Below are 13860 nucleotides of genomic sequence, written 5' to 3' on the forward strand. Positions count from 1 at the left end.
GAGTTAGTGGTTTGGCTGTGAGAAGCGCTTGGAAGCACAAAAGTTAATAATTCTTCTTCAGTTTGTTTTTTAATCGGTTGTTTTTTGATACATTATGGAAAGTCTTAATAAAAATAACGATAAAGAAGACGAAAACAATGGGAAATTTATTTTTACAGGAAAAAGAAAACTGGCTTGCGTGGTCAATTTGGGGAATCGTTGGTGCTTTTGTAACTTTGTATGTTGCAATGAGTACAAATGCAGCGCATTTTATAGCAGGCTCTGCAATAGGTATGCTAATACTGTTAACTTTGTGGATGCAACAGTCTAAACGTTTTGACTTTGGACGGGCATTTAAAGTGTGTTGTTATGTTTTAGCGCTAAGTGTACTCCCCGCTTTTATGTTTGTAATAGTGCCAAGTGATGATTTAAATCGGTTTGACTTAATTTTTCAAAGTGTAACATTCACGGCACTGAGTTTATTGGCTTGTTTGATTTGTTCTTGGATTGCTCGCAGGCCCAAACAATATTACTGAGTATTGAATTAATAAGCGTGTTGCAGTAAATAGCGCAACAAAAGAGCAATGTGACTTGTTTTTAGTCGTTTAATTATTATTTACGATTAATTTATATTTAGCTCTTTACAAGTAACACGTTTAACCATATTATTCGCGCCGTACGGAGAGATGGCAGAGTGGTCGAATGCACCGGTCTTGAAAACCGGCATGGGTTTATAGCCCATCTAGGGTTCAAATCCCTATCTCTCCACCATTATTAAAAAAAACCGCCTTATAGGCGGTTTTTTGCTTTGTGGAGTTTAATTAATGACTAAAGCAACGGACCTATCAACCTCACAGCTATTAATAAAACATCTTTTATTATGGATGGTATTTGGTTACTGCTATCAAAGTGCTATTAGCTTGTTGGCAAAAATGGCGGTCGACGCACAACCAGAATATCCTTTAATTACCGCTTTTGCTTATGGTCTTGGTTTTAATCTTTTGGCTGCCCATCTTATTACTAAATATGATAAACATTGGCCAGTAATTGGCTCTGCTTTTATTGGTTTAGTAGGCTTAGTTGCAGTGCCATTTTTATTGTCTGGTGAATCTGGATTATTAGCTATTCCTTTACTTGTTGGAATTTTATTCACTTTACCGCTTTGTAGTTATATTGTTGGCCTAATTAAGCTAAAACTCAGCAAAAACTAGCCCCAAACGGGGTTTATTTTGTGATAGCATATACGTGTCTTTTAACTAACAAAACGTGAAAAACACATTATGTCAGATAATTTTACTACAGATGCTGAAAAAGCAAGTTACGGTATTGGCTTACAAATGGGTGAGCAACTTAAGTCTAATCCTTTTGAAGGCTTAAACCTAAATTCAGTATTTGAAGGCATGAAAGATGCGTACGCTGGTAGCGCATTTCAAGTTGAGATCCCTGAGATTCAAGCTGCATTCGAAAAGATTAACGAAGAGATCCAAGCTCGTCGTGAAGAAGAATCTAAAGTACTTTCTGCCGAAGGTATTGCATTCTTAGAAGAAAACGCAAAACGTCCTGAAATCACAGTAACTGAGTCTGGTCTTCAATATGAAGTACTAGCGACTGGCGAAGGCGAAAAGCCAACAGCTGAGTCTACAGTACGTGTTGATTACCACGGTACACTTATTAACGGTACTGTGTTTGATAGCTCATACGAGCGCGGTCAACCAGCTGAATTTCCAGTTGGTGGCGTGATCAAAGGCTGGACTGAAGCATTACAAATGATGCCTGTAGGTACTAAATGGCGTATCTACGTTCCTCATGAGCTTGCTTATGGTGAACGTGGCGCAGGTGCTGCAATCGCACCTTTCTCAACGCTTGTATTTGATGTTGAGCTACACGAAATCATTTCTTAAATTAAATAAATTTTAATTTAAGAATTTAAAAAGCCGTATTCAATTTGAATACGGCTTTTTTGTGTTTGTAATTTAAGAGTTTTATACCAATTAGCTTAATTAAGTGATCTATTTTTCGCTAAGAAAATTGTGTCGATAACAAGGCAAAAATTTCGTTGTTTAGTTGTTACCACTAATTGCTCTTGCATTGCTCTACCTCCAGCATCCATGCAGTCGTATATCAGAAATTCTTAACGCAGTTAGCATCAGGTTTAATCCTTCAAATCGATTAAGTATAACTGCGTGTTGATATTATATATTCTAAAAATAAAAAACCGCATTAATAAAATGCGGTTTATAAATATATAAACTAAAAGTACTTTTAATTATTAAAAATAGCCACGAACACCAAAGCGGAAGTTTCTGCCAGGTAGTGGGGCTTTATCTTTAATAAATGAGCTATGTACAAAACCTAACTCATCAGTAATGTTATCAACGTTTATATACAGCTGTGCATCGACACTGCCTAAACCTAATTGGTAATTAGCTTGTGCATCAAATAGCGTATAGCCATCAGTTTGAGTTTCAAAGGCAGTTACATCGTTTTGATCAAAGTAATGAGTACCCGTTAATGTTAGTTGTAAGTCACCTAAATCGTACTGTAACTCAGAGCCTAATTTATTGGCAGGGATACGTGGTAAATTACCTTCGTCGTCTTTTAGTTTTGCACGAGTTGAGTCACCAAATACTTTAACCATAGCGCTTGGTGTTACTTGGTAATGCGCGTCAAACTCAATTCCATAAAGCTCTGCGTCTTTACTTGTAAACTGATAAACCGCAACAGCATCGTCATGTGCACCAATAGCTGATTCTAAACCATCTTCTTCATCGTAAACTAAACCCGTATTTTCTTGAAAATAAAAGTTTTTGATATCGTTATAGAAAAAGTTAACGGTGTAACCAAAATCACCGCTAAAGCGTCTAAAGCTTAAATCTAAGTTTGTTGAAGTTTCCTGCTTGATATTTTCTGGCTCAAAATGCGCTTCATTATCTTCAATATTGTAACCAAGGCCTAGCTCGTAAGTGCCAGTTGCAATGTGTAAGCCGTTAGATAAAAGTTCTGCCGAAAGCGGTGCTCGTTCTGAATGAGAAATACTTGTAGCGATACTATGACCTGGCTTGTATTGCCAAATAGCACCAGCAGAGGCACTTAAATTGGTAAAACTTTCATTATACCCAATGGTTTCTTCGTCGCTGTGATCTATTTCTACTTCATCGTGGTTATGCTCGTGTGCCGTGATTTGGCTTTCAATTTTGTAATCTTCAACACGTGCGCCAAGTTCAACTGTAACGTCGCCAAATTCACGCTCTTCTAGTAAATATAATGCGTTAGTTGTAGTTACACTTGCAGGTGTAAATGCTTCTTCACCAATTGCATCGTAGTCAGAATCGCTGTAGTGATAGCCCATCATTCCGTGCCAATCAGCAAACTTATGCTCTACATTTAAACGTGCTTCAGTCGTTTTATTTTTAAAAGTAGTACCAATTTCGCCATCTTCAATTTCGCTGTGCGAGTAATCTGTATAGCCAACACGTAGGTTGATGGTTTCAATCCAGTTATTATGAAGGGCGTAACTTACAAGCCCTTGCCAGCGATCTTGCTCTAAATGTGCGTAAACTGGCTCTTCAGCTGCTTCATCTTCATGTTCTGCATGCTCTTCTTCAGTTTCACCTTCGTGATCGTGATGATGCTCATGCCCAGGAATACCGTAATCAGTATCAATGCTACCGTATGAAAAACCAATCGTTAAATGATCGCCAACATAGCTGGTACCAAAGTTAAGTGTTTCGCTATCAATAAATGTGTTTTCTACAGAACTCTCTGTTTCTACATCGCCATCATCGTCGGCAATAGTAAAGGTAGGTGTTTGGTAATCATCGCCACTGCGCTTAGTGCCATCAAAATGAAAGTTAAAGCCTTCATTACCTGTTTCAAGTTTTGCAGCTACTGTGTTTGAGTTTGACACTGTATCGTGGCTGTATTCAGCAGCACCCGTAAGCTCGTCGATATTGCTAGTAGGGATGCGGTTATCAACCACGTTAACAACACCGCCAATTGCACCAGAGCCATAAAGTAGGGTACTTGGGCCACGTAATACTTCAATTTGTTCTGCTGCTAGGCTATCGCTTGATGTCGCATGGTCTGGGCCAATGCGTGATGCATCACTGGCATCTAATCCGTTTTGTGTGATTTTAACGCGAGGGCCATCTAAACCACGAATAATTGGGCTTGATGATACAGGGCCAAAGTAACTTGCATTTACGCCTGGTAAACCTTTTAGAGTTTCACCAAGAGTTGGTTTAGATTTATTTCTTAATTCATCACCTGAGAGCACGCTTACTGGCGATATCATCTCGAGGCTATTTTTATGAAGTGCAGAGGCATAAACAACCACTGTCTCAACCGATGTTGGTTTAAGTGACACAGACAGATTATTTGAAGATTCGCTAACAGCAATACGAGAGTCTACGTAGTTGTCTTTACTAATATGTAATTGGCTGTCTGCATCTATATCGATAGCAAACTCGCCTAAATCATTACTTTTAACGCTTTGGTTTTTGCCATGGACATGGATAGAGGCATTTTTAATAGGTTGATTTTTATCATCCATTACTTTACCAGTAACGGTTGCAGCCAAAGCTGATTGAGAACATAAAACAGAAAAAATAGCAGAGGAGATTAATGTTAACTTTGTCATGGATATATTGGTTCGTGGTTATTATGTTGTGATATAATATAACACCGCAAAATTAACGAATCAACAATGTTATAGTATAACTTTGAATTTTGCGATGAATAATCTAAAAATGACGATTAAGCCAATATTATAAAAATTCAAATAATAGGTTTGTGAATAGAAAACTTATCTATTTGACCGAAGAACTCATAGCGCTAACCGGTAAACCTATTTATTTAATAGCGGCTATCTATCATTATCGCATCTAGTTTATGCTGCGCTCTTGTCTGATTTGTTATATCTACAGATTCAATCATTTCGCATTCGTCGCGGATCATCTCTGAAATAAGACTAGGGTAGTGGCGGCAGTCTTCTGGGCGGTCGAGGTAAATACTGCAGGTATACATATTTTTAGCGAGAGGATCTTTTTTAGGCGCAATTTCTAAAAATGGGCATACTTGAAGTCTTAAGCCTGTTTTTGGGTCAAACCAAATTTCGTTGTTTTTAACGTATTCATAAATTTCGGGGTTAAAGAGCTCCCATAAATCTATTTCCTCTTTCGTTGCGCTTAAATCGCCGCCGCCATATTTAATACAGCATTTACCACACTGGTTGCATTCTTTCATAATTGGCTAATTTAGTTGGCTGTTAACGAATTTAAGTTAGTTATTAGTGTAGCACCAAATTTATTATTAACGCTCTACTGAATTGCCCCATTGTTTAATTTTTGGGTGTGTAAACAATAGTTAGATACAATAACTTAAGTTAAAACCCCTTGTTACATTTTATATAGTAGAGGCTTTATTTAATGGTTTACTCTAAAGGTAGCGAAAATTGTTACAAACCCCGCTTGAGAAACTGTGTGATTGTTAAATGTTGCTGAGCGCGGATACCTAAGCAGGGCGTTATTATGAAAGAGGCTGTCACTAAGTTAAAAACAGAATTTAATGCAAAGTTATTGTATTGGAACAATCTTAAAAGTAGCAAAGCTAAAGCGGCAATCATCCTATTATTTTTAGTTGTCATTGCACTTAAAGTGTTTACGACCATTTTTACGTTGGATTGGGTTGCAAGTTTATTCAGCGTGTAAGTTTACCAAGAGCAATTGCGATAAAGTTTAATCACAGAGTGTTTAACGCCTACGCGATGTTCATTATTAATGTATTATTACGCTATACACCAAATTAAATAAATCAGTTGTTTAAATACGTTTTATAATGACTGTAATGATACATTTTAGCTAAATTGAGTGAGTAAATGAGTTTAGCTGCATTAAAGGATAACCAGTGATGATGAATACAAAAGTATATAAAGCGGTACATGATCTAGCAGAAGATTTAATGGCGGCGGCTAACAAAAATAACCGTGAAAAGTTTGAGTCGTTATTTGCTCAATTAAAAGCTATTTGTATTGAAAACGAAAACACCTCAAAAGATCACCCTGTACAATGGGAAACTTTAGCTGATTTTACCGAAGAGTTAGAAGAGGCAATTACTACTTACGAAAAAGCATTAGAAAAGTCGATTGCGATTAATAACAAAGATCACATGTCGTCGGTTTCTTTTTCAATGGCTACATTACAGCTTGAGCTTGGCCAAAAAGATGAAGCTATTAAAAACCTTCAAAATGCTAAAGTCAGCGCCAATAAAATTGAAGACAAAGAGCTTAAAGCTGAAATACACGACCTACTAGAGTCGCTTATTGAAGAAGAAGGTTAAATACATAAAAGCATAACTTATCCATATTAAATGTGATTTTTGTGGATTTAGCTTGAGCTTAATAAAGCGCTGATGGTTTCTAGCCTCAGCGCTTTTTTATGTTCGCTATAAATACTAAACCAAAAGGAAAGGCTTATTATTGAGCTAGCTTATTCATAAAATCGACAATGTACTTTGCAATTTCTACTGGTTTTTCTTCAACGCTAAAGTGCCCTGAATCGAGTAAATGCAGTTCAGCGTTCGGTACATCTTTTAAGTATGCTTTAGCGCCTTCGGCTATAAACGCAGGGTCGTTTTTACCCCATATAATTAACGTTGGTGGTTGGTACTTGCGTAAATAAGCTTGCCACTTTGGATAGTCGAGAAGGTTGTTGTAGTAATCTTGTAGCAATTGCACTTGAATTACTCTATCGGCTTTGGTTTGTAAAAAGTGAAGATCATGCGTCCAGCTATCTGGGCTCATCACTTCTGGGTTACTTTGTACGTCTCGTAAATACTGCTTATTAATAATGGCTTGTTCAGACGTGAACGAATAAATTTTATCTTGCTGAGCTTTCGAACTATCTTCATTCGCGGCTTTAAAAAATGCTTGCCTCGGTAGGGGTAGCCCCTCTAAATACGCATTACCATTTTGTACAATAAGTGCATCAAGTTTATTAGGATTATTTAATAACATTCTAAAGCCTACGGGCGCTCCAAAGTCTTGTATATATAGGCTGTAGCGCTTTACTTTAAGCGTTGTTAGTAACCCTTCAACGTATTGAGCTAGTAATTCAAAAGTATATTTTTGAGTTTCTGGGTTTGGGCGTTCGCTGTATCCTGAGCCTAAATAATCGGGTGCAATTACATGATAACGACCTGATAAAAGTGGGATCAATTCTCGGTAGCTGTGTGAAGACGACGGATAGCCATGTAAAAGCACAATGGTTTGCTTATGCTGGATGCCAGCTTCTCGGTAAAATATCTTTTTACCGTTTACATTTGCATATTTGTAAGCGGTTTTTGAAGGCCATACAGCATCAGCGGCATATACTTGAGCGGTAAGCGTAGACATTGAAACTAATAAAAACACAATAAATGAGACGATGTGAGCAGGTTTTACTTTAAGGCTTTTTTGTATATCTGGGTGCATTAGTAAACTCGTTATTTTTGGTAATGTCGCTTTATTTACCAGACCTGTTATTTACACATTTATATTCAGATAATAACGTTGTAGTTTCACAGCAAAGAAGTGTACAGCAGGAGTAAGTGCAGCTTTGGACCTTATAAGATACTGATGAGCCAACAGTGGGCTAGGGCGTTAGCTCTTTATTGACCGCTTTTTTGTATTTGAAATAGCTTATTAAATAAACGGCTATTGGAATCGTTGGGCTTAAAAATATGTGAGGATGGAAATAGATACCGCGTTCGTCATATAGAAACATATATAACACGAGCGCAAACGTTGAAGGTAAGGGGAAGGTGATTGCACCGTGCCCAACAGCAGCAAATAGTGTCCACGAGAAAACACTAGGCCAAAGCACAGCTCTGATGTAAGCACCTTTATTAGTCGCTTTAGCCTTTTTAGCGTAATTACGTGAAACAAAATAAGATATTACCGTTGGAAACAAAGTTAAAATGACACTTAACAGTATAAGCATAGTGATTCAATTCCTTTTGATATTATTTGCATAACCCAGTTTTTCACAATGTGTTAATTGGTTTGAGTTAATACCGTTTTTAAAGCAGCAATTTGCTTAATTTCATCAGCTGTTAATGCTTGATATAACCTAGGATAGGGCCAACCATAGCCCCATCTGAAAGTCGATGGTATATAAGGGCTGCCACCAAATCGAACTCCAGCAAGCATAATGTTCGCTATACTCGTTTCGCCGGCTTCAATAACACACTGTTGCAAGGCTTTATCTGCTTCTAAACGTTGCCAATAAGTGCCACCTTGCCAGTAGGCGTAGTCGTGCGCTTTACAACATGCAAGCCACAACTTTTTATCTTTTGTCGTGCCGTCCGGAAAAGCACTACAGCCATCTGATGTGAACGGTTTTATATTTTCAGCATTTACTGTATTACTTAATATGACCAGTAAGACAATGGAACTGAAACGCATTATTTTCATACGAAAGAGTGTATTAGTAAAATTATACATGATTTTAAGTGTTACTGTTTTAGTTACAAATAATAACACTTTAAAAAGTATAAAAAAGGTTTTTACTGTTTATAGACCGGTTATGCTTATATGATAATTTTGATTTAGAGCTTTTTGTTTAGATATTCTATGCGTTCTATTTTCTTCGCTAGTTGCGAGGTGTTAATACTAAAAGTGCTGGTTAAAAAATTTACTAAAATATTAGATTAAGGTTTACACATGGTGTGTTGCATTTGTACTTTAGGAGAGGAGCTGTGCTAGAACAAATAGAAAATTGGATTGACGCTACAAATTTAAAATACAGCAGTCAAAAAGTGAGTTGTGATAAATTCAGTAATGAATTTTATGGGTTTTATTCTAGCGAGTTTTTAAAAAACGCGTATTACGTTGTTGTAGACCAAATACCAAAGCCAGACTTTGCGGGTCTGCGAGAAATGGGTCTAGGTGATTTTGTCGATATGGACGCGGCGGGTATAACGTATAAAAATACCTATTACCTACTTCCTGAGGTTGCAAAAGATTTGAGGGTTCATTTTCATGAGCTTGTGCATGTAGCGCAGTGGCTTAAACTTGGTCCTGACGCGTTTATGATGCGTTACATTAGCGAAATCCAACATGTAGGATATAACGACGCTCCGCTTGAAAAAATGGCATATGCTCTGGATACGCAATTTGCAAGTAAAGGCAATAAAATAGACGTTCTTAGGCACGTAGCCCAAACGCTGTAACTCAATTTTAGATTTAAAGGAGTTTATATGTACAGAATTATTGGGTGTTTACTTACTTTAGCGTGTATAAATAGTAATGCAGCATCGTTTGAAGAAGATATTGTTTCAGCTCTGCTTGAGCGTACAACTCATGATGTGACTTACGACGGCGCTTATCGCTCTATTGGCTACCCTGGTGGGGATGTACCTAAAAATATAGGTGTGTGCACCGATGTAATAATTAGAAGTTATAGAAAGTTAGGTGTTGATTTACAGAAACTCGTGCACGAAGACATGCAAAAAAACTTTGCGCTGTATCCATCTAAACGTATTTGGGGCTTAACTAAGCCTGATAAAAATATAGATCACCGACGTGTTCCAAATTTACAAGCTTACTTTGAGCGCCATGCAAACGTATTGAGTGAATCCAACAAAGTGAGTGATTATAAAACCGGCGATATAGTAACGTGGATGTTACCAGGTAATTTACCTCATATAGGTATGGTGATTAATGAGTTATCTCAAGATACGGGTAACCCACTTATTGTGCATAATATAGGGCGTGGTCCGCAAAAAAGCGATATGCTTTTTGATTATAAAATTACCGGACATTACCGGTTCGTTCCACACTATTGATAAGTTTAATAAACGATGGATGTAAGTATTGATTTTTATTTCAGATCAATACTTACATTGCCATTGGGTTTACAGCAGCACAACAGTATTTCGCCTTCGCGCACAAACGCAAGTGGCTCTTCGTTATATTCAACACTACCTGACACTAACGTTGCTCTACAGGCGCCGCAGTAACCTTCGCGGCATTGGAATGCGACGTCTATTTTCATGGATTCTAAGCACTGTAAAAGAGAAGGGCAGCCAGCGGTAAATTCTATACACTGGCTGTTTTCTGCAAGCGTTATGCTTGCAGTAGACTTGTCACTCATTATAAATCAAAATCACCAAATTCTGATGCATCAACTTGAGAGTCTATTTGACCAACAAGGTATGAGCTTATTTCTGCTTCTTGTGGTGCTACTTGCACGTTATCAGACACTAACCACGAGTTTATCCACGGGATAGGGTTACTGTTATTTTCAAACTGTGCTGGCAAACCAATCGCAGTCATACGTGCATTGGTAATGTATTCAACGTACTGACATAAAATATGTTTATTTAAGCCAATCATTGAACCATCTTTAAATAAGTATTCGGCCCACTCTTTTTCTTGCTCTGCAGCATCAACAAACATTTTAATTGCTTCGTCGCGGCACTGGGCAGCAACAATCGCCATTTCTGGATCGTCCTTACCGTCTTGCATAATGTTTAAAATATGCTGAGTACCAGAAAGGTGAAGTGCTTCATCGCGTGCAATTAGCTTGATGATTTTAGCGTTACCTTCCATTAGCTCGCGCTCAGCAAATGCAAACGAACATGCAAAGCTTACGTAAAAGCGAATCGCTTCAAGAATATTTACTGACATCATAGCCAGGTAAAGTTTCTTTTTAAGCTCAAATAAATTAATGATAACTGTTTTACCGTTAATCTCGTGTTTGCCTTCACCGTATAAGTTGTAAAGCGATACAGAGTTAATTAAGTCATCGTAGTATTTAGTTACGGCATCAGCACGTTCGCTAATTTTATCGTTGCTAACAATGTCATCAAAAATAAGCTCAGGTGCTTGTGTTACGTTACGGATAATATGCGTGTATGAGCGGCTGTGAATTGTTTCACTGAACGCCCACGTTTCTATCCATGTTTCAAGCTCTGGTAGCGATACAATTGGAAGTAGAGCCACGTTTGGCGAACGACCTTGTACACTATCAAGCAGTGTTTGGTATTTTAAGTTGCTTAAAAATATATGCTTTTCGTGATCTGGTAATGCTTGAAAGTCTAAACGGTCTTTACTTACATCTACTTCCTCAGGACGCCAAAAGAAAGACAGTTGCTTTTCAATTAATTTTTCAAAAATTGGGTATTTTTGTTGGTCGTAACGAGATACGTTTACAGTTTGGCCAAAAAACATTGGCTCTTGCATTTGGTTATTATGGTTTCGGCTAAAAGTAGTATAAGACATTTTTATCACTCAAAAAACTATCAGAAAAAGCGGGCTAAATGCCCGCTTAAAATAAAAATCAGCAGTTATATTTTACACGCGCCGCCTTCACAATCGTCATCTTCCACTTCTGGAGCATCTTCTTGTGAATCTGAGGCGCCATCGCGAGTATTGTGGTAATACAAGGTTTTAACACCTAGTTTGTACGCGCTTAGTAAGTCTTTTAATAAGACTTGCATAGGTACTTTACCGCCTTCGAACTTGTTTGGATCATAATTTGTATTTGCAGAAATTGTTTGGTCAACAAATTTTTGCATTATGCCAACAAGCTGTAAATAACCATCGTTTGATGGAATGTCCCATAGTAGCTCGTACTGATCTTTTAAACGCTCATACTCAGGAACAACTTGTTTTAAAATACCGTCTTTACTTGCTTTAACGCTAATATGTCCACGTGGTGGCTCAATACCGTTAGTTGCGTTAGAGATTTGCGACGATGTTTCTGATGGCATTAATGCACTTAGTGTTGAGTTACGCATACCGTGCTCTTTAATACTTGCACGTAGTGTATCCCAATCAAGATGAAGTGGCTCATCACAAATTTTATCTAAATCACGTTTGTACGTATCTGTTGGCATAATACCTTGTGAATACGTTGTTTCGTTAAACTTAGGACATGCGCCACGCTCTTTAGCAAGCTCGTTTGATGCTTTCATTAAGTAATATTGAATAGCTTCAAAGGTTTTATGTGTTAATGCATTAGCGCTGCCATCAGAATAACGTTTACCGTTTTTAGCTAGGTAGTATGCGTAGTTAATTACGCCTATTCCTAGTGTACGACGACCCATAGTTGCATTTTTAGCAGCCGGTACAGGGTAGTCTTGGAAATCAAGTAAGTTATCAAGTGCGCGTACTGCAAGTTCAGCTAGCTCTTCAAGCTCATCAAGTGACTCTATTGCACCTAGGTTAAACGCAGAAAGTGTACAAAGGGCAATTTCGCCTTCTTCGTCATTCACGTTATTAAGTGGCTTAGTTGGCAATGCAATTTCTAAACATAAGTTAGATTGGCGAATTGGCGCAACTTTAGAAATAAATGGGCTGTGTGTATTACAGTGATCCACATTTTGTAAATAAATACGACCAGTACTTGCACGCTCTTGCGCAAACATAGAGAAAAGCTCAATGGCTTTAATGCGTTTTTTACGAATAGACTCGTCTTGTTCGTATTTAACGTAAAGTGCGTCAAACTCAGCTTGGTCTTCAAAAAATGCATCATAAAGGCCAGGCACATCTGATGGGCTAAATAATGTAATGTAATCATCTTTAATTAAACGAGAGTACATTAATTTATTAAACTGTACGCCGTAATCTAGGTGGCGAACGCGGTTATCATCTACACCACGGTTATTTTTAAGTACAAGTAGGTTCTCTACTTCTAAATGCCAAAGCGGGTAGAATAATGTTGCTGCGCCGCCACGTACACCACCTTGTGAACAACTTTTAACCGCTGTTTGAAAGTGCTTATAAAAAGGGATACAACCTGTGTGATACGCTTCGCCGTTACGAATATGGCTACCTAGCGCACGAATTCGACCTGCATTAATACCAATTCCCGCACGTTGTGAAACGTATTTAACAATAGCTGACGACGTTGCATTGATTGAATCAAGGCTGTCGCCACATTCAATCAATACACACGAGCTAAACTGGCGAGTAGGCGTACGTACACCCGACATAATTGGCGTTGGTAGAGATATTTTAAATAAAGATACTGCATCGTAAAAACGTTTAATGTAATCAGTACGTGTTTCACGTGGGTAATCTGAAAATAAGCTTGCCGCAACTAAAATATATAAAAACTGTGCACTTTCGTATATTTCACCCGATACACGGTTTTGAACGAGGTACTTACCTTCAAGTTGCTTTACAGCAGCGTAGCTAAAGTTAAGATCGCGAGAATGATCAAGGTATGCATCAAGCTCATCTAACTCTTGCTCTGTGTAATCTACTAGTAAATGAGCATCATAGCGTTTATCGCCAACCATTTTTGTTACGTGGTCAAATAAACGTGGTGGCTCAAATTGACCGTACGCTTTTTTACGTAAATGGAATACAGCTAAACGTGCAGCTAAGTATTGGTAATCAGGCGATTCTTTTGAAATCTGATCCGCTGCTGCTTTAATGATGGTTTCGTGAATGTCTTTAGTACGAATACCGTCGTAAAACTGAATGTGCGACTTTAATTCAACTTGCGAAACCGAAACGTTGTTTAAACCTTCGGCGGCCCACTCAATAACGCGATGGATCTTATCCAGATCAAGAGGCTCTTTACGCCCGTCACGTTTGCTTACAGATAACTGTTGGTTCATTTGCCTGTATTCCTTGGGAATTATGTATTTTGACCAATGCTTTATACCTCGCCGGGGCGAGGTATATACTCATTTATTATAAGTTTCGCCATATTTGCGAATTTAATTGAATAACATTTGGCCACAATATCTGGTGTTGTTCAATTTAGAGATCACAAGATAGTGTGGTCTGAGTTGTTTTGCAAGGGACATAATTGCCCCTATTTGTGGATAACTTCGGGATAACGTATTTGTGTTAGTAGATACTCACCTTCGAACAATCATTTAAGTTGA

General features: G+C 37.9%; 14 protein-coding genes and 1 tRNA gene. 8 read left to right on the plus strand and 7 right to left on the minus strand.

What is annotated here, in order from left to right:
• The first annotated feature begins 137 nt into the window (after window positions 1–137).
• From GQR47_RS01580 to GQR47_RS01595, 4 genes are all read left to right on the plus strand, one after another.
• Entirely contained in the window at window positions 138–515 is a 378-nt protein-coding gene (locus GQR47_RS01580; RefSeq protein WP_002962892.1) for a hypothetical protein, read from the plus strand.
• Window positions 516–659: 144 nt separating this feature from the next.
• Window positions 660–750 (plus strand) — tRNA-Ser (locus GQR47_RS01585).
• 53 nt (window positions 751–803) lie between these two features.
• Window positions 804–1190 carry a hypothetical protein gene (locus GQR47_RS01590; RefSeq protein ID WP_197098683.1) on the plus strand — a complete coding sequence of 129 codons (387 nt, stop codon included), beginning with the start codon at window positions 804–806 and terminating at the stop codon, window positions 1188–1190.
• 69 nt (window positions 1191–1259) lie between these two features.
• Complete coding sequence (locus GQR47_RS01595; protein ID WP_002962890.1) at window positions 1260–1880, plus strand: FKBP-type peptidyl-prolyl cis-trans isomerase; 621 nt, start codon at window positions 1260–1262, stop codon at window positions 1878–1880.
• Window positions 1881–2248: 368 nt separating this feature from the next.
• On the opposite strand, the gene GQR47_RS01600 is transcribed toward GQR47_RS01595, so the two are convergent.
• Together GQR47_RS01600 and GQR47_RS01605 are read right to left on the minus strand one after the other, a co-directional pair.
• Window positions 2249–4618 carry a TonB-dependent receptor gene (locus GQR47_RS01600; protein WP_165723418.1) on the minus strand — a complete coding sequence of 790 codons (2370 nt, stop codon included), beginning with the start codon at window positions 4616–4618 and terminating at the stop codon, window positions 2249–2251.
• Between the two features lie 215 nt (window positions 4619–4833).
• Entirely contained in the window at window positions 4834–5223 is a 390-nt protein-coding gene (locus GQR47_RS01605) for a YkgJ family cysteine cluster protein (protein WP_024590141.1), read from the minus strand.
• A 284-nt stretch (window positions 5224–5507) separates the two neighbouring features.
• Here GQR47_RS01605 and GQR47_RS01610 point away from each other — a divergent pair, with 284 nt between their 5' ends.
• Both GQR47_RS01610 and GQR47_RS01615 read left to right on the plus strand, forming a co-directional pair.
• A complete protein-coding gene (locus GQR47_RS01610; protein ID WP_024592379.1) occupies window positions 5508–5687 on the plus strand; it encodes a hypothetical protein in 180 nt (59 codons plus the stop codon).
• Window positions 5688–5886: 199 nt separating this feature from the next.
• Window positions 5887–6315, plus strand: a complete 429-nt coding sequence (locus GQR47_RS01615; RefSeq protein WP_007586178.1) for a hypothetical protein — start codon at window positions 5887–5889, stop codon at window positions 6313–6315.
• A gap of 136 nt (window positions 6316–6451) precedes the next feature.
• On the opposite strand, the gene GQR47_RS01620 is transcribed toward GQR47_RS01615, so the two are convergent.
• Window positions 6452–7447: an alpha/beta hydrolase gene (locus GQR47_RS01620; protein WP_165723419.1), complete on the minus strand. Its 996-nt coding sequence runs from the start codon at window positions 7445–7447 to the stop codon at window positions 6452–6454.
• A gap of 561 nt (window positions 7448–8008) precedes the next feature.
• Window positions 8009–8419, minus strand: a complete 411-nt coding sequence (locus GQR47_RS01625) for a hypothetical protein (protein ID WP_024597258.1) — start codon at window positions 8417–8419, stop codon at window positions 8009–8011.
• Between the two features lie 293 nt (window positions 8420–8712).
• Here GQR47_RS01625 and GQR47_RS01630 point away from each other — a divergent pair, with 293 nt between their 5' ends.
• Window positions 8713–9186, plus strand: coding sequence for a hypothetical protein (locus GQR47_RS01630; protein WP_024597259.1), 474 nt, complete (start codon window positions 8713–8715; stop codon window positions 9184–9186).
• Window positions 9187–9213: 27 nt separating this feature from the next.
• Window positions 9214–9801 carry a DUF1287 domain-containing protein gene (locus GQR47_RS01635; protein ID WP_024597260.1) on the plus strand — a complete coding sequence of 196 codons (588 nt, stop codon included), beginning with the start codon at window positions 9214–9216 and terminating at the stop codon, window positions 9799–9801.
• A 35-nt stretch (window positions 9802–9836) separates the two neighbouring features.
• Here the strand turns inward: GQR47_RS01635 and yfaE are convergent, their stop codons facing one another.
• The 3 genes from yfaE to nrdA form a co-directional block, all read right to left on the minus strand.
• Window positions 9837–10109: a class I ribonucleotide reductase maintenance protein YfaE gene (gene yfaE, locus GQR47_RS01640; protein WP_024590148.1), complete on the minus strand. Its 273-nt coding sequence runs from the start codon at window positions 10107–10109 to the stop codon at window positions 9837–9839.
• The gene (nrdB, locus tag GQR47_RS01645) at window positions 10109–11239 is read right to left on the minus strand and encodes a class Ia ribonucleoside-diphosphate reductase subunit beta (protein WP_002961159.1); all 1131 of its coding nucleotides are present in this window, start codon (window positions 11237–11239) and stop codon (window positions 10109–10111) included. The genes yfaE and nrdB overlap by 1 nt, the downstream gene beginning before the upstream one ends.
• A gap of 65 nt (window positions 11240–11304) precedes the next feature.
• The gene (gene nrdA / locus GQR47_RS01650) at window positions 11305–13587 is read right to left on the minus strand and encodes a class 1a ribonucleoside-diphosphate reductase subunit alpha (protein ID WP_002961160.1); all 2283 of its coding nucleotides are present in this window, start codon (window positions 13585–13587) and stop codon (window positions 11305–11307) included.
• Window positions 13588–13860 lie beyond the last annotated feature (273 nt).

The sequence above is a fragment of the Pseudoalteromonas sp. Z1A2 genome (assembly GCF_011378755.1).
Lineage (GTDB): Bacteria > Pseudomonadota > Gammaproteobacteria > Enterobacterales > Alteromonadaceae > Pseudoalteromonas > Pseudoalteromonas distincta.